Raw genomic sequence first — 21,571 nt, 5'->3', positions numbered from 1 at the left:
GGGAGGATGCTGAATAGTGTAGATATTTTTCTACCTATCAAGGAGGTTCATCATGACTAGCAAGGTTTTGATTGTTCTCGAAAGTGGATATCGCTTTGACTTTGACCCTACGGGCGCACCGGATTTCACCTACACCACACTGGTGAATACGCTGACCAGCGCCGGATTCCAGGTTACCCGCGCGCATCGGGAATCGGATGCGACACCCGGTGTACTGCAGTCCTTCGATTTTGCGGCGCCGGGCGCCAACCTGTTGCAATATGATGTTATCTGGCTGATTGGTTTGCGCGGGCGCAACCTCTCCTTTGGTGCCAGCGGTAGTTTTGATTTGAGTGAGGCAGAGCTGGCGGCAATTACTCGCTTTATGGATGCCGGTGGTGGTGTATTTGCCACGGGCGACCACGACAGCCTTGGTGCGGATATGTGTGGCCGCATTCCGCGTGTGCGTGCCGCGCGCTGTTGGTATGGCGCAGGTGATGGCACGACCCTCGCCGACGATCACTCCCCCATGCCAGACGACTTTCCCAAAAATTTCCCACCTTTTAGTGCGGCGCGCGCCGACACCACGCGGCCTAATCCGGCGGGTGACTACAGCGAATTTTCTGCCCCCTTTGTGTGGTTTGAAAACCAGTCGGACTCTGTGCCTCAGGTAATCGCGCCCATCACCTCGCCCGCGCACCCCATTCTGCGCAATGGGGACAGGGATATAGTGCTTTACCCGGATCATATGCACGAGGGTAATACTCTGGGAGAGGTGCCCGGTTATAACTACAACCAAACCCTGATGCTCGATGGCCAGAACTTTGTGGAGTTTCCCGCACTGGCTGGCGAACACCCCAAGCCCGAGGTCATCGCTACCGGGCAGGTGCTGGAAAATGCTTCGCGCTTTGCTACGGGTGGCAATGCTGATTTGGCAATTGCCTCCAGCAAAACAGTGAACACACTCAGTGTCTATGACGGCCGTCGCGCAGGTGTTGGTCGGGTAGTAACCGGGGCGACGTTTCACCATTACGTGGACATCAACCTTACCGGTGATTCCGGCATCACCCCCGGCTTACCGCAAACGCGTGCGGGTGCCGATGCGGCCAAGGGTCACGGCTTCGCCCATCCGGGAGCTGAATCGACCTTTGACGATATTAAGACAGTCTTTATTAATATCACCCGCTGGCTGGCGCGACCAAGGCCAGCCATTCGTTTAGTGCTGGAGCGAAGCACCTTCGGGCAGGACGAAGTGACAGTCAATCCGGAATTTGCCGGTGCCTTTTTGGTGACGGTGGATGGATTGAAACCGGGGCAATTCCCTGGCGGCGGCATCACTACCCTCATGCCATCGGCGGCGCAGTTGGCTAGTTGGGCGCCCGCCATCAGCTTGTCGGGAGCGCCGGCGATTGAAGTAATCCCCACCGGGGTAGCCAGTGATGATCCGACCCTCGCGGCGCGTTTGCAGCGGTTTACCTTCACTTATCGGGTGCGCTTTGTCGGCAATGCCTTTGGTTTTGCTGAACCCAATCGAACAGTGGAAGTGAATGCCGCCCTGAACAGCACTGAGGGAGCATTGTCCGATACCGCCTGGATTCAGCTGGTGAAATCGGCCAACCCCTTTATGCTCGATCTGGAGGGTGGCAATACTACTTCCTGGCTAAGTTCCGACTTGAAGGTGTTTCGCGTGGTTGCGGGCGAGTCGGTGCACGGCGTCAGCCTGCCGAATGGCGCTACCCGTGCCCAGGCGCTGCAGTTCATTAATACCCTTAGCGGCAGCATCACACCTGCCCAGTTTGAGGCACTTACTGGCAACCAGTCGGCGTCTGCACTGAGCCCTTTTCCTACCACTACCAGTGGCCGCAATGTGTACAACTTTGCCATCGCGCGGGTGAGACGGAATGGCACCATGCTAGCGGCGAATGATGTGCGCTTGTTTTTCCGTATCTTCACGTCGCAAACCACTGCCGCACTCACCTACCGCGAGGCGATGGGCGCCCCTTTGGAAGGCTACCTGAAAACCGCAGGTGCTAACCCGATTGCTTTGCCGGGCCAGGCCGGCGGTGAATGGTTGTCATTTCCCTGTTTTGCTGAAGGGCGTGCCGCAACGCCAGCCACTCAAGTGGATGGCAACAATGTGAAAGACATCAGCACCAGCGAAAGTAATAAGTTTTTTGGTGCGCTGCTGGATACCAACCTCAGCGGGAATTACCTGCCACCCACACCGGCCGGTGGCACTGCGGAGCCACTGCCCGATCTGTTGATGGGTGAACACCAATGTCTGGTGGCGCAAATCGAATTTGCTGGAACACCCATCCCCAATGGTGCCAACCCCAGCACCTCCGACAAGTTGTCGCAGCGCAATATAGCGTTAAGTGAAGTCGCCAACCCCGGCTTGGCTGCCTCGCGCCTCGCTGTTCACACCTTTGAGATAGAGGCAAGGCCACAGCCCATTAGCGATTCACTGTTGCCAGATGAGCTGTTGCTGGAATGGTCGCGCAACCTGCCGGATGGCACCTACGTGAATATCGAAATTCCCGGCTGGCGCGCGCAGGAGGTGGTGATGCTGGCGGATCGCTACTATCCGCTGCATAACATTCGCGCGCTGGATGATCGTACTATCCAGTTACCGGCGGGCGGCAGCTGTTATATTCCATTGCCGCGCAGCCTTAAACGCCAAACCGGAGTGATCAGTGTGGAGCTGCCCTTGGGAATCAAAAAGGGTCAGCGCTTTGATGTGGCGGTGCGGCAAATTACCAATCGCGGGCGCAACGTAAAATTCCCGTCACCCAAAATGCGGGAGATTTCGCGGAAGGAGGCAGAAAAGCTGATTGCTGGGTTGCTTAAAAGCAGCGGCGATACCCGCACCAAAACCCGCGATCTACTGGCACAAAAGGGTGGGGTATTCGACTTGGGTAACAACCTTAGTTTGGTGACTGACCTGTCAGTACTGGATGCGCAAGGCGACCACGCCGTACTTATTGAGCACCCCGATCCCAAGGCGATGGAAGCAGCGCGGCGCGAAGCGCGTATGTGGCGCGAAACCCTCGGTGCTTTCCAGCTGGGGATTCCGGTATCGGTGAAAGATGACATGCTGTTGCATCATCTGCGCCTATTGTCGGTTATGACCTGGCGCGCCGCGAAGCTGAGCCGCAAAAGCCGTTGGTATGCAACCTTTATGCGCTATGTCGAGTTACTCACTGACAAAGTGCGCGCCTTGGGCGGCGACCCTTTTGCGCTACCGGCAACACCGGATGGCATTATCCCGCAGTTGGGAGTGAAGGATGATGACCCTGCAGACGGTGGCGCAAACCCTGGTCAAGGCGGTGCGGCAGGCGACACAGCGGATGGCTACTTTGAACCTGCGGTGGACGATTGGCTGGCAGGTACTCAAGGGCTCCCTGCACCGGCAGATGCCAAACCCGGCATTTGGTCAGGTAAGGTCAGTGGTCTGCTGTTCGATCACTTCGGTGACTTTGAGGGCTTTACCTTGGAGACTTATGGCGGCGTACATCTGCGTTTTTTCAGTCGCGAAATGGCGATTCACGGTTTGGCGCAGAGTGCGTGGCGGGAGCGTTATGTAGTGACCGTGATTTCAGTTTCCGCGCAAAGCCGGGAGGTTCGCCGACTGCTGATCCGGGGCTACTCGGCCTAGCGGCGATGATCCAGTCAGCATGGTTTGTTGTGTCCAATACGAAAAAAGGCGCCCCGGCGCCTTTTTTCGTTAGCCGCTCTTTCCTGGCATCATTGCTAGCGTGCGGTACTACCGATAGCAATCGTATCCAGGTGGCTGCGGCAGTGAGTCTATTGATCTCGCTGGTTAACCTTGCGGTGGTTGTGTCGCAATAAAATGCCCATAGTTCAGCGCGCCCGCGTAAAATTTTTCCAAATTTTCATAAATAGAAAAATCAATTTGGTTGCGGAATTTTGCCCAGCCGATAAAACAGGCAAGGCGGATTTGGGCATCGTTATAAGGTGTGCTTGTCGGCCAGGACATCTGGTTCAATTCCGCAAGCGTTGACTGGATGCGCGCGGCCTGGCGTTGCAAGTAGGGCACGGCGCTGATGTCCACACCATCGCGTTTGATGAAAAACAAATTCACTGTTGCATCCATCAGTGTGCTTACCAGACACAGCACATCCAACTCCTGCGCGGTTTTGCAAAATTCCTGCCCGGCTTTTTCGCGCAGGTATTTGGTGATGGAAGCGGAGTCGGTTAAAAAAATATTGCCATCTTCCAGAAACGGTACGCGTTGGGTGGGCGACTTGGCGGTGCTGCCTGCCTGATCGGTCTCAATAAATTCAAACGCCTGCTGCGTTTCCAATAACACTATGCGCACGTGGCGCACAAAGGGGGAGGTGTAGCTACCGTAAAGTTTCATGAATACCTCTGCTTAGTTTTTGGGCGGAAATTTAAATGCCTGACGTGCGAGTAACTTCCAGTCGCCCGCTTGTTTTTGCCACACCAACAAAATGCCCAGTTCAATCGTATTGGGTACACCGCCATCTTTTATGTCGGCTTTCAAATTGTGCCGCACCAGTGCCGTGTCGCCGCTAATGGTGATGGTCTGTTCGCGCAAATCCATCGTCACAAAATCGGATTTGCCACTGGCAATTTTTTCCACAAACGCGGCCTGGTCTTCCATGGTGCCACTGGAGTGGCCGTAACTTAATTGCGGTGCGGAGAGTGCGAGCAACGCTTTTCTGTCGCCTTCAATCATGGCGCTGCGCAGGGCGGAGACTTTTTCTTCCAACTGCTGTTGGTCGTTGTTTGCAAAACTGGTGCAGGCAAGGCTCGCGCACAGAAGGCCTAATACTAATGATTTCATGGTCGTTCTCCGGTCATGGTGGGCGGTTAATAGTGTTATTGCCCGTGGGGTGGCTGCCGATTACCGGATTGTAGCGGCTGGGCGCGGATTTGTGCGTTAAAGAAGGGCAAAGGTTATGTGAATCCAGCCTTTCAAGATGTGCTGATATTCCAATCGGGTTTTTGACAAGCATGATGTTTATCACGACACTGTTGAGACATGCATCGCGTATTGATGCGAGTGGCAACCGGTTTTCATCATCGCAGAAGGGAGTTTTTTATGTCGGAGCTCAGAACAGCTAAAAACCCTAATAAACCCAGCCTTGCCGAGCGTTTGCAGCATCTGGTGGATGACCGGCGCGGTGTGAACAAGGCTGTGCCGATTAATTTGAGTAGTTTTCTCAATGAATCGCAGATGCTGGCGCTACACAGTCTGGAAAGTTTTGGCTGGAACCTCTGGTTTGTGCGCCGCCCTATGTTTATGCCGCCATTAGTCGTGGTCGCTAATGGTGAATCCACCCAACATGCGGTGTTGGAAGAGGATGGCTCGGTGAATTTAAAACCGCAGATCCATTTGCGTCATTAGCAGTGAAATTATTCAGGCGCGATTCAGTGCATCGCGCCTAGCATCGATTCCATAAACCAACGGAGTTGCTGCTATGTCCAAGATTCTCGCTTCCTTTGCACTTGTCATCTTGTCTTCTGTGCTGGTCGCCTGTGGCGGCAGTGGCAGTGCTGCCTCCGATCCGGGTGAGGACTATCGGCCAGAACTGCGCGCCTTCGATATCATCGACAGTTACGACACCGACACCGCAATTCCCAATCACCCGCCCTTGGCGCTCAGTCCTTATTTTTACGATGGTTTGTACGAAGTGTTCTGGGCGGTGGACAGCCTGGAAGATTACACCGTGAGTTTGCGTATTAATGACCGCGCTTCTATCGCCGGAAGTATCTTGATTAACTCCCAGGTATGCGGCGCCGGTCGTGTGTGCGATCAAGGTGGCAACTGGATCTGTGAATATACCAATGACTTTTTTATGTCTTGTGACAACTCACCGCGCGAGGTGGATATTTATCCGCTGATTAGCCAGCTGCCACAACGAGTGTTTTTATTGTTAGAAGTGTGCGACAGAAACTCAGGTTACTGCGAATACGATTATTATCCTGTAACGCTTGAGTAACCTTTTATCCAGCCCCGGTGGGGCTCTGGATAAATTTATCCAATAGGTTCATGCTGCCGCTTTTTTTGCGGCAGCTGTCATGATCACCGACCCTCTGTTTTATTGTCTTGCTATTCCCGTTGTTATTTTAGTTGGCATGTCGAAAGGTGGCTTTGGTGGCGGCTTTGGCATGCTCGCGGTTCCCCTTTTATCGCTGTTAATTGACCCGCGCTTGGCGGCTGCAATTTTGTTGCCCATTTTATGCATTATGGATGCGGTGGGACTGTGGAGTTTTCGTGGCACCTGGGACAAACTCAATTTAAAAATCCTGCTGCCCGGTGCACTGCTGGGGACGCTTGCCGGTGCACTCACTTTTGAAATGGCCAATGCAGATTGGGTGCGCTTATTAATTGGTTTGTTATCGATTTATTTTGTTGCGCATTATTTATGGGGCAAACATTTTCTGGAGCGCATGGCGCAGCGCGCGCCGAATAAAATCAGTGGTAGTTTTTGGGGCGCTGTTGCCGGTTATGTCAGCTACATCGCCCACGCCGGTGGCCCACCCATCGCCATTTATTTATTGCCACAACATTTATCCAAGTCGGTACTCGCGGGTACCACTATTTTATTTTTTGCGATTATTAATTTTGTAAAACTGATTCCCTACGCGCTGCTTGGGCAAATATCGGGCGGCTCCTTTTACACCTCACTCCTGTTATTGCCACTGGCCCCTTTGGGAGTACTGCTGGGCGTTTATTTGCACCGCCGCGTATCTGATCGCTTCTTTTATTGGATGAGCTACAGCTTCCTGTTATTGGCGGGGGTGAAATTAACTTATGAAGGTGCTTGGGGAATCTTTGGTTAAAGCGGGCGGGCTGGTATTTATCGATGGATTCTATATGATTCGCGCGCGATTGTTTGGACGGTAAATAAAAAACGAAAACTGAATTAAAAAGGAAAATGGAGTATGCGCGTAATTTTAACGGCCGGATTATTAACCTTACCTATGACCAGTTGGGCAGTGAACACTGAACCTGCGGGATTTTATGCAGGTGTTGGTGTTAGCCAGATTGAGTACTCGGGCAAGCTGCCAGCAGCGCTGGATAAAAAGCCGGATTGGACAGCGCTTGAATTGGCAGGTGGCTACAAACACAGCCCGTTTGTGGGTGTTGAATCGCGTATCGGTTTTGGTGGTTCACCGGAACTGCTTTACGGTGGGGTTTACTATCGCACGGAAAGTGCAAATGACACCGCAAAAACGTATTTGCTGCTGGGATTTGCGGGTGCAAGCATTGAGGGGAATGCTGGTGATGATTTGTCGCTCTCTGGTATTTCCTATGGGGCGGGTGTTGGTTTTCCCGTCGGGCACAATTTGAACCTCAACCTTGAATACCGCATGTTGGTGGATGATAGCGATGCCGACGTGAATATGGGTGCATTTGCAGTCAATATGGATTATCGCTTCTCTGGTTTTGGTAGCGGCGCTAGTGCAGGTCAGGCTTCTTTCTCTCCTGCGGTGGATGCCGGTTTTTATGCGGGTCTCGGTGTGGCTCAAATCGAGCTGAGTGAAGATGAGGTCTATGAAGAAGATGAGTTTGATGATGAACTCGACGAAGAATTTGACGATGAAGATGCCGAAGACGGCGCGCCGGATCTGAAGTGGAATGCGGTAGAGTTGATTGGCGGTTATCGTTATAACTCGCTGGCTACCGTTGAAACGCGTTTTGGTGTGAGTGATAAGGATGAGCTGCTGAGCTTCACTTACGCATCGTTATATTATCGCCCCAGCATTGAACTATCCAAAGTGCAGCTTTATGGTTTGCTTGGTTATACATCGGTCAATACGAAGTTTGAAGATGAACCCGATGAAGAAACGGGTGAGGTAGATAAAGAGAGCGATACAATCTCAAGCTTTTCTTATGGCGCGGGTGTTAATCTGCTGATTGGTGAGCAGTTTAGTGTTGGTCTTGAGTATCGTTTGTTGGCAAGTGATGAAGACGATGGCTATTCGAGTGATTTGAATGCGTTGGCGGCGAATGTAAATTATCGCTTCTGATTTTTAAGTTCAGATCGAGAGAAAGGAATCTCTCGTTTATTTTTATCCCATTTCCACGTAAAACCTGAAATCAAGACTCCCTTCTTTTACGCTTCCTCGCATTTTGTAACGATAACTTTCACTTAGGGTATAACCGCCTCTGCGCTACTACTGGCACTGCTTGCCAAGTCACGTGCAAGCATACAGTGGGTTTTAATTTTCTCTTCAATTTTTGCCGCTGTGCTCGAGGTTTGCTGTTGTTGCCGCCAGAACTTGCAGTCAACACTATCGGCTTTGAGTTGACGCAATTTAGTCAGGCGTTCAGCTTCGGCTTTATCGGCAAGCTGCTGTTCGCGGCGCGCTTCGGCGGCGGCGAGAAAACTTTCGTGGGTGAGTGTATCGCCGGTTTCGGTTGTTGTGTTTTGCGTTTCGCTTTCCGCGGCTTCTGACGTGTTGTTAGCAGCTTCACTGGTGTCTGTACCGAGCTGTGTCAGTGCTGCTTGCATGGCTGGCTGGTGTTGTGCTGCTGCGCTTTTTTTAGCGGTTGAATTGCTTCCGCTGTCGGCCATTAACCAATAGGTGGAGCCGACACCGAGTAAAAATAAGCCCGCGCCTATAGCAATTGTTTTTGTCCCGATTTCCATTGCATGCTCCTTGTGTGCATCGAGGGAGGGGTGATCAAAATTCTTGGTAACTGAATTTGTTGCCTCCTGCATTTGCGATGAAATGACAGGAGGCATTGGCACAGGCTAAAAAACTATTTCTTTTTCAGCGCCTGTTGTAACAACGCACCCATACTGCCCATTGCCGCAGGGGCAGGGTTGTTTTTCTGCGCTGCGCGCTGTTGGTTTTGGGATTGTGGTCGTTCGCCGCCGCGCTTACCTTCCACCTTTTCACCAGGTGTATCATCCAAACGCAATGACAGGGCGATACGTTTGCGCGGTACATCCACTTCCATCACTTTCGCTTTGACAATATCACCGGCTTTCACCGCTTCGCGTGGATCTTTAATAAAATTGTGCGAGAGCGCGGAGATATGTACCAAACCATCCTGATGCACACCAATATCCACAAAGGCACCGAAGTTGGTCACGTTAGTAACTGTGCCTTCCAGAATCATTCCTGGAACCAAGTCAGTAATTTCTTCTACACCTTCCTGGAATTGCGCGGTTTTAAATTCAGGGCGCGGGTCGCGGCCGGGTTTATCCAATTCTTTGATGATATCGGTAACGGTAGGAACACCGAATTTTTCGTCGGTATAATCTGCGGCTTTTAAGCCGCGCAGGAAGGATGAATCACCAATCAGCCCTTTAATTTCGCGCGCGTTTTTCTGCGCGATTTTTTCAACAATCGAATAGGATTCAGGGTGAACCGCAGAGGCGTCGAGTGGGTTGTCACCACCGGCAACACGCAAAAATCCTGCGGCTTGTTCAAAGGTTTTTTCACCAAAACGCGGAACTTTTTTCAAGGATGCGCGCGAATTAAACGCACCGTTCTGGTTGCGGAATTCAACGATGTTATTCGCCAATGTCGTGTTCAACCCGGACACACGTGCCAGCAGCGCAGCCGATGCGGTATTCACTTCTACACCCACTGCGTTCACACAGTCCTCAACTACCGCATCGAGCGAGCGCGCCAGTTGCGATTGCGAAACGTCGTGTTGGTACTGGCCAACGCCGATGGATTTTGGATCGATTTTTACCAATTCAGCGAGTGGATCTTGCAAACGGCGTGCGATAGAAATTGCACCGCGAATCGTTACATCCAAATCCGGAAATTCTTTCGCTGCAAATTCAGAGGCAGAGTAAACCGATGCCCCGGCTTCACTCACAATCACCGTGCTGGCTTTAATATCGGTGTGCTTTTTCAATACATCTTTAGCAAATTTTTCGGTCTCGCGCGATGCAGTACCGTTACCAATCGCAATCAAACCGACATTATGTTTGTTGCACAGGTGAACCAAAATCGCTTCGGATTCGGCGATTTTATTCAGCGGCGGAGTCGGGTACATCACACAGTGGTCGAGCACTTTACCGGTCGCATCAACCACCGCGACTTTTACGCCGGTGCGCATACCAGGGTCGAGGCCGATAGTGGCTTTTTGTCCGGCAGGTGCGGCGAGCAACAAATCTTTTAAATTGGATGCGAAAACTTTAATCGCTTCTTCTTCGGCTTTTTCGCGCAGCTCGCCGAGCAAATCTGTTTCCAAATGGGTGAGCAGTTTTACTCGCCAGGTCCAGCGTACGACTTCTGCCAACCAGCCATCGGCAGCGCGGCCTTTATCTTTTACTTGCCAGTGGTCGGCAATCATGGTTTCGCAGGGGTGGCCAACGCGTGCTTCTTCATCGCCCACTTTGATGCTGATGGTGAGCACGCCTTCGTTGCGGCCGCGGAACATGGCCAATGCACGATGTGATGGCACCGATTTAAGCGGTTCGTCGTGTTCAAAATAATCGCGGAATTTTTGCACTTCTTGTGACGTATCCGTTTCTTTTCCGGTGGCGACACGTGCAGAGAAAGTCGCTTCCTGTTGCAGGAAATGGCGCAGACGACCAAGCAATTCAGCGTCTTCACTGAATTTTTCCATGAGGATGTACTTGGCACCGTCAAGCGCAGATTTCACATCATTAATGCTGTGCTCGGCATTAAAATATTTAGCGGCTTCCACTTCGGGCGCGAGTGTTGGGTCGGCCAACAAGGCGTCTGCCAAAGGCTCCAATCCAGCCTCTTTGGCGATTTGACCTTTGGTGCGGCGCTTGGGTTTGTAGGGCAGGTACAAGTCTTCCAGGCGGTTTTTGGTGTCGGCGATCTGGATCTCGCGCTCCAATTCTGGCGTGAGCTTCTCTTGTTCGGCGATAGATTTGAGGATCGCCGCGCGGCGCTCTTCCAATTCGCGCAGGTAGCGAAGGCGTTCTTCCAGTGTGCGCATTTGCGTATCGTCCAGCCCGCCAGTAACTTCTTTACGGTAGCGGGAGATAAAGGGTACTGTCGCACCTTCATCCAGCAGCCCTACGGCGGCGCTAACTTGTTGTTCCTGAACGTTTAATTCGTCGGCAATACGTTTGGCAATACTCGGTAAGCTGGTCATAACATAAAGGCTCGTGTAGCGGGCTTGAATCGGAAAGGGCACCATTATCGCCAAAATCCCCCTGTGTGCCAGACTTGTTTTTGGTAAGGCTTTGTGAACGGGAAATGGGCTGCCAATATTTTTTTCCTGCAGTGAATCCAGCGGCGTTGGTGTTGCGTCTTAGTGGTTATGCGCATGTTGATTAAACGGGTTTCACTGTCAGATTATTGGAGAAAAATTATGTTAGTTCGCAACAGTTTACTGGGGGCATGGTTCTTGGGGGGCGCACTGTGTTTGGCTGCGCCGCTGGCGCTGGCCGAAATGGTCGCCAAGGTTTACCCCGTGAAAGATTTCAGCGAGTTTGTGAGCGGTGGTAATACCCATATTGAAATCACCCAAAGTGATAAAGAGTACTTGCGGGTAGAGGCAGATGCCGAGGTAATGCAGCGGGTAAAAGTGGATCAGACCGGCAAACGTGTCAGTGTGTGGTTAAAAAGCGATAAGGGGGGTGTGTTCAGTTGGTTTGGTCAGGGCAATGATCCGGTGAAAGTCATTCTGGGGGTCAAACAGCTGGAGTTACTGGATATTTCCGGTGGTGCCCATGCCAGGGTGGCAGATTTGCAGGGGCGCGATTTTGAATTCAAAGCCAGTGGTGCCGCCAATGGCGATTTCGATCGCTTGACCATGGACAAGGTGAGGATGGATTTGTCCGGGGCGGGCAATGTGCGCATCGCGTCGGTTACCACCCAGGAGCAGGGCTACGATATTTCCGGTGCCTCCAATGTCGAGATCAAAGGGGATAGTCACAGTGAGCGTCTGATGGTGGGCGCCAGCGGTGCCAGCAATTTCCGCGGCAAATCGCTTACCGCCCGTCAGGCCGAGTTAAATGCCAGTGGTGCATCGCATATTAAAGCGACGGTGACTGAGACCTTGGTGGCAGATGCCAGCGGTGCATCCAGTGTGGACTATTACGGTAACCCGCACGCTAAAACCAAGGCCACGGGCGCGAGCCACGTCAATGCCAAGGACTAGCGTCGCTGGCTTTTGCGTGTGTACATCAGGTTATCGGCGTGATGTAGCAGGTCTTTTTCGTTATCGCCGTGTTCGGGGAAATGCGCCAGGCCAATGCTTGGCGCAATGCTTATTTGCGTACCATTCAAGTCAAAGGGCTGTGTGAGTTGCTGGAAGATCTTGTCGGCAACCAGATCGCTTTGCGCCGGGTGATCAATATTTTCCAGCAGCACAACAAATTCATCGCCGCCAAAACGGGCGATGGTATCGCATTCGCGCACACTCAATTCCAGCCGCCGTGCGACCGCTTCCAGCAGTAGGTCGCCGGTGTGGTGGCCAAACGAGTCGTTCACCTCTTTGAATTTATCCAAATCCAAAAACAGCAGCGACAACATGCCGTTATTGCGCCGCGCTCTGGCCATCGCGGAGTTAAAACGGTCATAAAACAGGTCGCGGTTGGGCAGGCGGGTTAAGCGGTCGTACAAGGCGCGTTGCTGCAGGCGTTCAATAAGCTGGCGGCGATCGATGGCAGCTGCCACCTGGTTGGACACAAACTGCAGCAGCTCCAGTGTTTTGGCGCTATAGCTTGCCGCTTCGCTGTAGCTTTTGATGACCAATGCACCGGTTGTGCGGCCCTGTATTTTGAGCGGAACTCCAAGCCAGGATTGCACCGGAGGTGTTGCACCCATGGGGCAAGTGACCAATTGAAGGGCGTCCAGCAGCAATGGCTCGCCACTGCGGATCAGCTGCGCATAATCGCTGTCGCTGGCGAGTGATTGGCAGGCCGGTACAGGTTGGTGCTGATCGATAAAGTAGGGAAAACTAATGCAATCTGTCGGCGCATCATAGAGTGCAATGGCGAAGTTACCGGCGGGCAACAGGGCGCCAATAATGCCGTGGATCTGCTGGTACAAACTATCCAGATCCTCGGTATTGTGGGAGGCTTCAGCGATCGCAAATACCGCCTGCTGCACGGCTTCGGCTTGTTTACGCAGGGTGATGTCACGCGCCACCGCCACCCGGCATTGATTCTCCTCCGACCAGCGCGCCGACCACATGATGTGGGCTATCTCGCCATTTTTGCGTAGATAGCGATTCTCAAAGTGCGGCTCCGGTTGCCCGGCGATTATAGTTTCCACCGCATTAATGGTGCGCTCCCGGTCATCGGGGTGAACCAGCTCCAGCATTTGCATGCCCATCATCTCGGCTTGCGAGTAACCAAAAATGCGCTCGGCACTGGGGCTGACATATAAAAAATGGCCGTGTTTATCCACCACACAAACCGCATCGACCAGCAGGTCGATATATTTGCCCAAGGCGGGGAAACTGAGGGAACGCATGATCGAGTGGTATTGCTCCTGAAATAGTTGTCGCTGTAAATGGCGGCCACCCGAAACAATGGCTGCCATTGATAATGGCTGATTGCTCCTTGACGGAAATACTTGTCTGCGCCAGCTGGGCTCAAGCATAGTCGCTTCGCGCCGGTTTGGCGTAATTAGTCAGAGTAATAAGCATAGTTGTAATACAGGCATTTGGCGCGCCAATTTGTATTTTTTGCTGGCGTGTATCTACGGTGATTCAGCATCCGCTGCTATTCGCCGCTGCCTCAAATGCCTAACCCCTGACGCTATTGACGGAGACAATTAATGACCCTCAAACCCCTCTGGATTTTACTGGCGATAAACCTGTTGCTCAGCCCTGTGCCGCTTGCAGTGGCGCAACCGGCGTTGCAGGCCGAGTCGCCGGGGCTGGTTGAACTACGCCGCAGCCTGCAGCAATTGCGCCGCAGTGAACCCATCGCGCTGGATGTGCAATTCAAATTGTTTGGCCGCAGTGGCGAGGACAAAGACCTGCAGGAGCGCGAGGGTTTATTACAACTGCGGTTGGAGGATTCCGCTGCGGGGTTGCGCATGGCCTACGCCCCGGCGCTGATCGCCCAGCTGCGCGATGAGGAGATGGCTAAAACAATTGATGAGGATGTAAAAAACTCCGCGCTCAATGCTATTGGTCAGTTTGATTATTGGGAGTGGCGCGAGCTGGTGTACCCGGTGGATCAGTTGGAGTTGATGTTGGCGCGCTACCGTTTTTTGGATGAGGCCGTCAGCAGCTACGAAGGCAAACCCGCGCGCTTGTTACGCTTTAGTCTGCCCAAAGAGAAAATCGACAAACGCTATCGCAAGTACGTCAAAAAATACCGCAACCGCCTGCTGCTGTGGATTGATGAACAGGGTGTGCCGCTGGCGAGTGAGCTGCAAGAGTCGGGCACTGGGCGGGTATTTATCGTGATTGGTTTCAAATTCAAAAATGCGGTGCAGATGGAATACCAGCAAGTCGGTGATCGCTTGATCACCCGTCGGCGCGAAGTGAAGGATGAAAGCGAAGGTGCCACCATGCAGAGTGAGCGGCACTTTATCAGTCTGGTATCGGTGGCCGATGAGGGGGGAAACTAATTGATAGTGCTGGCGTCATAAACCGGTGCCCGCGAGGCGGGATAAATTCTGTTAGGCTGTGGCGGTATTTTGTAATGCAGTAGTACAAGGGTTTACTGACAGGTTTAATTCTAACTCTAAAGGGATCTACGCTATGTTAAAGCGCTATTCTGCGGTGGCAGCCTGTTTATTGCTGCTGGGTACTGTGTCGTTGGTGGGCTGCGAGTCCACTGGCTCGTCGGCGGGGCAAGTTCCTGCGCAGGCACAGTCTGTTGAAAATACCACCATCATTAAAAGCCCCAATGACGATCGCCAGTATTCAGCAGTCATGCTCGCCAATGGTTTGCAGGCGGTATTGGTAACTGACCCGGCCAGCGAAGTGGCGGCAGTATCGCTGGCGGTGGGGGTGGGCAGTTATCAGGACCCGGATTCACAACTGGGCCTGTCGCACTACCTTGAGCACATGTTATTTCTCGGCACCGAAAAATACCCCGAACCCAACAGTTTTCAAAAATTCGTGGATGGCAATGCCGGGGTGTGGAACGCTTACACCGCGCGCGACCATACCAATTATTTTTTCCAGTTAAAGGCTGATCAGTTGGATAAAGCGCTGGATTTTTTTAGCGATTATTTCCGTGCGCCAACCTTTGAGCCGCAGTACAGCGATAAAGAGCGCAACGCGGTAAATAGTGAGTGGTCCATGGGGCGCACTAACGACAACTGGATTATGTATCGCATTAGCGGCCTCACCTCCAGTCCGTCGCACCCCGCGCACCGTTTCACCACCGGCAATTTGGAAACCCTGTCGGATAAACCCGGCTCACTCTTGCAAGACGAATTGCGCGCGTTTTACAACCGCTATTATTCCGCCAACAACATGAAGCTCACTATAGTGGGCAATCAATCGCAGGCGGAATTAAAAGCACTCGCGGAAAAACATTTTTCCTCCATTCCCAATAAAAATATTGAACGTCCACAAGTCACCGTGCCGGGGTTAACCCGTGCAGAAGAAGGGCAGCATATTCACGTAAAAACCCTGAAGGATCTCAAACAATTATTTATCGAGTTTCCCATCGCGGATAACAGCAGTTTGTGGCCAGTAAAACCCAACGGTTATTTGCACTACCTGATTTCATCCGAAGAGCCGGGCACACTCGGTGAACAATTGCGCCGCGAGGGTTTGGCGAATTCGGTGAGTGCAAGTGTATCGCCCGATGAGTACGGCATGGACGGTACTTTCTCGGTATATGTCGATCTCACCGAAAAAGGCTTGCGCAATAAAGATCACATCATCAGCTCCATTTTTGCCTACATTGAATTGATGAAAGCGAAAGGTGTCGATGAACGCTACTACCGTGAAATCAAAGCCATGTGGGAAAAAGATTTTGCCAATGCGGAAAAACAACAACCGTTGCAGCAGGCGACTGAACTTTCCTACAAGCAATTCGATTACCCGGTTGCGAACCTGCTCAATTCCGATTTTGTGTACGAGCGCTTTGATGCCAAAGCGATTAAAACCGTTCTCAAACAATTGACCCCGGCGCGCGCGCGTATTTGGCATGTGAGCAATAATGAAGTGACGGATCAGCCAGTGCCCTACTACGAAGGTAGTTATGCGGTGAAAAAATTCAGCGCGGCGGAATTAAAAGCCTGGGCCAACAGCGGCAAAAAAATGCAATTTCAATTGCCGCCGGAAAATGATTTGTTTACCGACAAGCCCGCACCGATTGTGGCAGCAACCCATAGCAAACCGCAAAAACTGGTTGAGCAGCAAGGCGTAGAGGCGTGGTTGGTGCACACGCAACATTTTCAGGAAGATAAAGGTTTTTTGGAGTTAAACCTGAATATCGATTTTGCCTACAACGGGATTGAACAACTCGTCGCTGCCAATTTATTGGCCGACATTTATAAAATGCACCAGACCTCGCTGGTGGATCGCGCCGGGCGCGCGGGCATTTCCATCGGTTTGGATTTAACGGCGGAAAAAGGCCAGGCGTTTAGTATTTATGGATACACCGAAAAACAAGCGGGCTTGGTGCAAACCCTGCTGCAGGATTATGTGGCGCTAACTGTGAGCGATGAAGATCTGGCTAAAGCCAAAGACCGGTTTGTAAAAACCATCGCCAACAACAAAAAAGAAATCCCGATTCGCCAGGCGTTTAATCGCTTCGGTTTGTTAACCCGCGCCAAAGGCAATTGGGATGATGCAGAGGTTATCGCCGCTGCCGAAAAAATCACCCTCGCACAGGTGCAAGCACACCATAAAGCCGTGCTCGCGAATCACTTGTTGCGCGTCTATGCCGCCGGTAACTTTACCGATGGCAGCATCACTGCGCTCGCCACGGCAGCTGCGCAAACATTGGGTAGCAACAAAGCACCGGCACAGCGTTATTTTGCGCAGAGCATTACCCCCAAAACCGGTGGTTTGATAAGCGATAATCTGGATATAGATCCAACCGATAACGCACTGGTAGATATTTACCTGGGCACGCAAAAAAATCTCACCCAGCAAGCGCAGTTGATGCTGCTTAACGGTTTGTTCAGCACCGACATTTTCACCCAGCTGCGCACTAACGAGCAGTTGGGTTATGTGGTGGGCAGTACTGGTTCCGCGCTGAATGACTACCCGCTGTTTGGTTTGTACGTGCAAACCACCAATACCAGTTTGGTGGATTTAAAAGCGCGCATGGATAAATTCCGCAAGGATTATCTCGCCACACTGCAAGCATTGGAACCGGCGCAATTGGAGCAATTAAAAGCAGCGGAAATCGCGCAAATCATGCAAAAACCCAACGACTATCGCGCCGAGGCCACCCAGCACTTGCAGGATTTCAAAGAGGGCAAGTTCAGCTTTGATCGCAAAGAGCGGGTGGTTGCTGCCCTGCAACGGGTAACCAAGGCGGATTTGATAAAAATCTACCAACAACTGGTGCTGGGTAAGCAGGGGCACAATGTTGTTATTCAGGCGCGCGGTGCCAATTATAAAAACCAACCGTTTGCACCACTGAAATAATCGCAGTTGCCTCTGGCGCGGATTGCCAGAGGCATTTTGAAAGCAGCTGCCGTAGAATAGGCGGTAATTTTTAACGGGTGAGACAGCACAATGAGCACAAAAACTGACGACGATATTTTTTGGGAATTGGTGGAGAAATTCATCGACCACGCCAACAACGCCTGCGACAACGCCGACCCCGGTATCGTCAGCGCCGCACTCATCAACGCCACCGCGCGTTTCAACGCCTTTGTCGTCGCCCAAAGCTCGCTCGATAAAAACGAATTTGCCGAAGACGTAGAAGGCACCACCAACTACCTAACCGGCCGCTACCGCGAATTTTTAAAAGAGCACATGGAAGATTATCGCGAGAATTACACCGCGCTGATTGGTGTGCGGGAATTGCCGGAGGAGTGATCGGGAATCGCTGGTGTCACAAACAACAAAGCAGCTTCGGCTGCTTTTTTTATGCCCCATGTTTCCTCTTTTATATGTGTGTTTAGCTCCGTAGTCCGTTTGCGCGATTCAGGGTCAAGCTATGTTAAATCCGGTTTAGTGGGCTGACGTTTTAAGGTTTATCTGGTATACAAGTAAGTGAGCATGTAATTTTCTTTTTGACCATAACCATAAAAGTGCTGATTATGAATAATATTCTTCGTTTCCCTGTGCGATTCCTGCTGCTGTTGTCTGTGTCATTGGCGGCGTTTTCCCCGGCTTATGCCGATGTCACCCTGCCGCGCTTGTTAAGCGATGGGGCGATTCTGCAGCGCGATAAACCCATCACCATTTGGGGCTGGGCGCATGAGGGCGAGCAGGTGACGGTGAGCTTTGCGGGTAAGGAGCAAAGCACTACCGCGCAGGCGGGCAAGTGGCAGGTGACCTTTCCGGCGCGCAAAGCTGGCGGCCCTTATGAGTTAACCGTGACTGGCAAAAACACCCTTACACGCAAGGATATTTTGCTGGGCGACGTGTGGATCGCAGCGGGGCAGTCGAATATGGAATTACCACTGCGTCGGGTGAAATACCAGTACCCCGGTGTGATTGAAGCAACCCGCTTATCGCAGGTGCGCGAATTTAACGTGCCCGTTGCATACGCCTTCAAGGGGCCGCTGGCGGATTACACCCAGGGTGAATGGAAGACCGCTACGCCGGAAAATCTGCCGGGTTTTTCAGCGGTAGGCTTTTTCTTTGCCAAGCAATTGCATCGTGTTACCCGTGTGCCTATCGCCGTGGTGACTTTGCCCGTGGGTGGCTCACCCGCTGAGGCGTGGATGAGTGAAGCGGCGTTAAAAAAATATCCACACTATGTAGAACAATTAACACCGTTCAAAGACGATGCGCATGTACAAACGACCATCGCCAAAGACAAAGCCAATAATGACAAGTGGTATGGCGATTTAACGGCGGCCGATATTGGTCTGCAAAATAATTGGTCGCAGGCAGAGCTGGATGCAAGCAATTGGAACAACTTGCAAGTGCCTGGCTTTTTCAAAGAGCAGGGCAGCGATTTCACCAACGGCAGCGTGTGGGTGCGCAAAGAGTTGGTGCTAAGCCCACCACAGGCGGCAAAAGCAGGCACTTTGTGGTTGGGCGCGATTGTGGATGGCGACCAGGTATTTGTGAACGGTCAGGCGGTAGGGCAGACCGGTTATCAATATCCGCCGCGTATTTATTCGCTGCCAGCGGGGGTATTAAAAGCGGGCAAAAATACTATCGCTATTCGTATTACCAGCTACACGGGTAACGCCGGTTTTGTGAAGGACAAGCGCTATGAATTGGTATTGGATGAAGCCCTGCCGACCATGGAATCTATTCCTTTGGCGGGCGAATGGAAATATCAAATCGCCGCCAATGCGCCCGCTATGCAACCAACCACTACGCTGCACTACATTCCATCCTCACTGTTTAATGCCAAGCTGGCACCTGCGCTGCCGCTACAAATTAAAGGGGTGATTTGGTATCAGGGTGAATCCAACGTGGCGCGTGCGGCGGAATATAAAAATTTATTCAGCGATTTAATTGTGGATTGGCGCGCGCAATTCAAACAGGGCGATATCCCGTTTATTTATGCGCAATTGGCGAATTTTTTACCCGCCAAACCTGAGCCGGGGGAAAGTGGCTGGGCAGAACTGCGCGAGGCGCAGCGCCAAACACTCGCGCTAAAAAATACCGCCATGGCCGTAGCGATTGATGTGGGTGAGTGGAACGATATTCACCCGCTGAATAAGCAGTCGGTGGGCGATCGTTTGGCGTTGAGTGCACTGAAGTTGGCCTATGGCAAAAAGCGTTTATTGGCTTCTGGCCCGACCTTGCAAAAAGTAGAGCGTAAGGGCAACACAGTGGAATTGTCCTTTGGTGATACGGGTAAAGGTTTGCGCGTGCTCGGTGGTGGCGATGTAAAACACATGGCAATTGCCGGGGCGGATAAACAATTTGTGTGGGCTAAGGTGCAAGTGAAAAAAGATAAGCTGGTAGTCTCGGCGGATGCGGTGCCGGAGCCTAAATGGGTGCGATACGCTTGGGCGGACAACCCTGAGGGGGCAAATCTGTATAATAGCGCTGGTCTGCCTGCATCGCCGTTTGAGGCTAGCGTTTTAGATTAGTGTCTATATTTCCCCCGCGTAATGGATTCCGGCATTCACTCTGAGACTCGCCGTGAACCCTTCCCTGGGGGCTCGTCGCCCGCGTCCTTGCGGGCCACGGTCTCCGAGCAAATACCGGAATCCCTTCCGCTACCGCTCGATAATAAATAGACTTTTTAAAACACTAACAAACGCCGATGTGGAATTAATTTCTCATCGGCGTTTTTATTTTGAAACAATTCGATATTTTTGATATTTCCCCCACTAAATCCGTAGCAATTATTGGCGGCGGCCCAGCGGGTTTAATGGCGGCGGAAGTGATTGCGTCTGCTGGCCACAGTGTGTCGGTATTCGATGCGATGCCTTCGGTGGGGCGCAAATTTTTATTGGCGGGTGTGGGTGGAATGAATATCACCCATGCGGAACCGGCAGAGGATTTTCGCGCGCGCTATTCGGCCAACGCCCAGTTCATCAATTCCCTCAAACAATTCGATGCGGATGCCTTGCGCCAGTGGGTGCATGGTTTGGGTGTGGATACTTTTGTCGGCTCTTCAGGCCGTGTTTTCCCAACCGATATGAAAGCGGCGCCGTTATTGCGCGCCTGGTTGCATCGCTTGCGTGAGTTGGGGGTAAAAATTTATCCGCGCCATCGCTGGTTGGGTTGGAGTGAGCAGGGCGATTTAAATTTTTCCGCGCAGGAAAATGGCAATGCCATCACTAAAACGATTAATGCAGATGCGCTAGTGCTCGCCCTCGGCGGCGCCAGTTGGCAGCGTTTGGGTTCCAACGGTGCCTGGGTGCCCTTGCTGCGTGAACGCAGCGTGCGAGTGAATGAGTTGGTGCCGAGTAATTGCGGGTTTGATGTGATCTGGAGTGAGTTTCTCATCAACCAACATGCGGGTGCACCTTTACAGGGAGTGGGGTTGAGTTGTGTGGATACGCAGGGTATGCCGCGCCAGATTTTGTCGGAAGCCATCATCAGCGCTTACGGTATTGAAGGCACGGGTATTTATGCGCTGTCAAAATATCTGCGTGAAAACGTGGCGCAGAATGGTTCTGCACTGTTGAATATCGATTTGTTGCCCGATTTGTCGCCAGAAAAAATTGTGCAAAAACTCAATAAGCCGCGCGAGAAAAATTCCCTCAGTAATTTTTTGCGCAAACAATTCAATCTCTCACCTGTCAAACTGGCATTGCTGCGTGAACTTACCAGCAAACAGACGTTCGAAAATCCCGCGCTGTTAGCGATGGCGATAAAAAAACTCTCCGTCACCTTAACCGCCACGCGCCCGATTGATGAGGCTATCAGCAGTGCCGGTGGTGTGGCTGCCAAAGAGTTGGATGCCTCCTACATGCTCAAAAAAATCCCCGGTGTATTTTGTGCCGGTGAAATGTTGGATTGGGATGCGCCCACTGGCGGCTATTTGCTGACCGGCTGTTTTGCCAGCGGGCGCGCCGCCGGAAATGGTGTGGTGAGTTATTTACGTGCAGCCCATGTGGGCTAAGCAGG

General features: G+C 52.1%; 16 protein-coding genes. 11 read left to right on the top strand and 5 right to left on the bottom strand.

What is annotated here, in order from left to right; translation table 11 throughout:
- Positions 1-52 precede the first annotated feature (52 nt).
- Positions 53-3,634: a hypothetical protein gene (locus O59_RS17845; RefSeq protein WP_007645169.1), complete on the top strand. Its 3,582-nt coding sequence runs from the start codon at positions 53-55 to the stop codon at positions 3,632-3,634.
- 165 nt (positions 3,635-3,799) lie between these two features.
- On the opposite strand, the gene O59_RS17840 is transcribed toward O59_RS17845, so the two are convergent.
- Positions 3,800-4,360 (bottom strand): glutathione S-transferase family protein, encoded by a 561-nt coding sequence (locus tag O59_RS17840; RefSeq protein ID WP_007645167.1) that lies wholly within the window; start codon positions 4,358-4,360, stop codon positions 3,800-3,802.
- A 12-nt stretch (positions 4,361-4,372) separates the two neighbouring features.
- Complete coding sequence (locus O59_RS17835) at positions 4,373-4,807, bottom strand: nuclear transport factor 2 family protein (protein ID WP_007645166.1); 435 nt, start codon at positions 4,805-4,807, stop codon at positions 4,373-4,375.
- Between the two features lie 258 nt (positions 4,808-5,065).
- On the opposite strand from O59_RS17835, the gene O59_RS17830 reads away from it, so the two are divergent.
- From O59_RS17830 to O59_RS17815, 4 genes are all read left to right on the top strand, one after another.
- Positions 5,066-5,371: a hypothetical protein gene (locus O59_RS17830; RefSeq protein ID WP_040393329.1), complete on the top strand. Its 306-nt coding sequence runs from the start codon at positions 5,066-5,068 to the stop codon at positions 5,369-5,371.
- A 73-nt stretch (positions 5,372-5,444) separates the two neighbouring features.
- Positions 5,445-5,966, top strand: coding sequence for a hypothetical protein (locus O59_RS17825; RefSeq protein WP_081489735.1), 522 nt, complete (start codon positions 5,445-5,447; stop codon positions 5,964-5,966).
- A gap of 79 nt (positions 5,967-6,045) precedes the next feature.
- Complete coding sequence (locus O59_RS17820; RefSeq protein ID WP_007645163.1) at positions 6,046-6,810, top strand: sulfite exporter TauE/SafE family protein; 765 nt, start codon at positions 6,046-6,048, stop codon at positions 6,808-6,810.
- Positions 6,811-6,912: 102 nt separating this feature from the next.
- On the top strand, positions 6,913-8,001 hold the full coding sequence (locus tag O59_RS17815) for an outer membrane beta-barrel protein (protein ID WP_007645162.1): 1,089 nt from the start codon (positions 6,913-6,915) through the stop codon (positions 7,999-8,001).
- A 122-nt stretch (positions 8,002-8,123) separates the two neighbouring features.
- Here O59_RS17815 and O59_RS17810 read toward each other — a convergent pair whose 3' ends face one another.
- The gene (locus O59_RS17810; protein ID WP_040393328.1) at positions 8,124-8,624 is read right to left on the bottom strand and encodes a hypothetical protein; all 501 of its coding nucleotides are present in this window, start codon (positions 8,622-8,624) and stop codon (positions 8,124-8,126) included.
- 113 nt (positions 8,625-8,737) lie between these two features.
- Positions 8,738-11,068: a Tex family protein gene (locus tag O59_RS17805; protein WP_007645160.1), complete on the bottom strand. Its 2,331-nt coding sequence runs from the start codon at positions 11,066-11,068 to the stop codon at positions 8,738-8,740.
- Between the two features lie 219 nt (positions 11,069-11,287).
- Here O59_RS17805 and O59_RS21160 point away from each other — a divergent pair, with 219 nt between their 5' ends.
- Complete coding sequence (locus O59_RS21160) at positions 11,288-12,079, top strand: GIN domain-containing protein (RefSeq protein ID WP_050977107.1); 792 nt, start codon at positions 11,288-11,290, stop codon at positions 12,077-12,079.
- Here the strand turns inward: O59_RS21160 and O59_RS17795 are convergent.
- Positions 12,076-13,467: a diguanylate cyclase domain-containing protein gene (locus tag O59_RS17795; protein ID WP_007645155.1), complete on the bottom strand. Its 1,392-nt coding sequence runs from the start codon at positions 13,465-13,467 to the stop codon at positions 12,076-12,078. The genes O59_RS21160 and O59_RS17795 overlap by 4 nt on opposite strands.
- 237 nt (positions 13,468-13,704) lie before the next feature.
- Between O59_RS17795 and O59_RS17790 the strand changes: the two genes are divergently transcribed.
- The 5 genes from O59_RS17790 (at position 13,705) to O59_RS17770 (ending at position 21,566) form a co-directional block, all read left to right on the top strand.
- Complete coding sequence (locus O59_RS17790; protein ID WP_007645153.1) at positions 13,705-14,508, top strand: hypothetical protein; 804 nt, start codon at positions 13,705-13,707, stop codon at positions 14,506-14,508.
- A gap of 133 nt (positions 14,509-14,641) precedes the next feature.
- Positions 14,642-17,500, top strand: coding sequence for an insulinase family protein (locus O59_RS17785; protein WP_007645151.1), 2,859 nt, complete (start codon positions 14,642-14,644; stop codon positions 17,498-17,500).
- A 90-nt stretch (positions 17,501-17,590) separates the two neighbouring features.
- The gene (locus tag O59_RS17780) at positions 17,591-17,896 is read left to right on the top strand and encodes a DUF3144 domain-containing protein (RefSeq protein WP_007645148.1); all 306 of its coding nucleotides are present in this window, start codon (positions 17,591-17,593) and stop codon (positions 17,894-17,896) included.
- 224 nt (positions 17,897-18,120) lie between these two features.
- Positions 18,121-20,082, top strand: coding sequence for a sialate O-acetylesterase (locus O59_RS17775; RefSeq protein WP_232283109.1), 1,962 nt, complete (start codon positions 18,121-18,123; stop codon positions 20,080-20,082).
- 209 nt (positions 20,083-20,291) lie between these two features.
- On the top strand, positions 20,292-21,566 hold the full coding sequence (locus O59_RS17770) for a TIGR03862 family flavoprotein (RefSeq protein ID WP_007645140.1): 1,275 nt from the start codon (positions 20,292-20,294) through the stop codon (positions 21,564-21,566).
- Positions 21,567-21,571 lie beyond the last annotated feature (5 nt).

The organism is Cellvibrio sp. BR, assembly GCF_000263355.1.
Taxonomy (GTDB): Bacteria; Pseudomonadota; Gammaproteobacteria; order Pseudomonadales; family Cellvibrionaceae; genus Cellvibrio.
This window is presented reverse-complemented; position numbering and strand designations above follow the sequence as displayed.

What these genes read in the sequence shown, in the direction of transcription:
- O59_RS17845 (WP_007645169.1), top strand. Translation starts at nt 53, where the DNA reads ATGACTAGCAAGGTTTTGATTGTTCTCGAAAGTGGATATCGCTTTGAC.
- O59_RS17840 (WP_007645167.1), bottom strand. Translation starts at nt 4,360, where the DNA reads ATGAAACTTTACGGTAGCTACACCTCCCCCTTTGTGCGCCACGTGCGC.
- O59_RS17835 (WP_007645166.1), bottom strand. Translation starts at nt 4,807, where the DNA reads ATGAAATCATTAGTATTAGGCCTTCTGTGCGCGAGCCTTGCCTGCACC.
- O59_RS17830 (WP_040393329.1), top strand. Translation starts at nt 5,066, where the DNA reads ATGTCGGAGCTCAGAACAGCTAAAAACCCTAATAAACCCAGCCTTGCC.
- O59_RS17825 (WP_081489735.1), top strand. Translation starts at nt 5,445, where the DNA reads ATGTCCAAGATTCTCGCTTCCTTTGCACTTGTCATCTTGTCTTCTGTG.
- O59_RS17820 (WP_007645163.1), top strand. Translation starts at nt 6,046, where the DNA reads ATGATCACCGACCCTCTGTTTTATTGTCTTGCTATTCCCGTTGTTATT.
- O59_RS17815 (WP_007645162.1), top strand. Translation starts at nt 6,913, where the DNA reads ATGCGCGTAATTTTAACGGCCGGATTATTAACCTTACCTATGACCAGT.
- O59_RS17810 (WP_040393328.1), bottom strand. Translation starts at nt 8,624, where the DNA reads ATGGAAATCGGGACAAAAACAATTGCTATAGGCGCGGGCTTATTTTTA.
- O59_RS17805 (WP_007645160.1), bottom strand. Translation starts at nt 11,068, where the DNA reads ATGACCAGCTTACCGAGTATTGCCAAACGTATTGCCGACGAATTAAAC.
- O59_RS21160 (WP_050977107.1), top strand. Translation starts at nt 11,288, where the DNA reads ATGTTAGTTCGCAACAGTTTACTGGGGGCATGGTTCTTGGGGGGCGCA.
- O59_RS17795 (WP_007645155.1), bottom strand. Translation starts at nt 13,467, where the DNA reads ATGGCAGCCATTGTTTCGGGTGGCCGCCATTTACAGCGACAACTATTT.
- O59_RS17790 (WP_007645153.1), top strand. Translation starts at nt 13,705, where the DNA reads ATGACCCTCAAACCCCTCTGGATTTTACTGGCGATAAACCTGTTGCTC.
- O59_RS17785 (WP_007645151.1), top strand. Translation starts at nt 14,642, where the DNA reads ATGTTAAAGCGCTATTCTGCGGTGGCAGCCTGTTTATTGCTGCTGGGT.
- O59_RS17780 (WP_007645148.1), top strand. Translation starts at nt 17,591, where the DNA reads ATGAGCACAAAAACTGACGACGATATTTTTTGGGAATTGGTGGAGAAA.
- O59_RS17775 (WP_232283109.1), top strand. Translation starts at nt 18,121, where the DNA reads ATGAATAATATTCTTCGTTTCCCTGTGCGATTCCTGCTGCTGTTGTCT.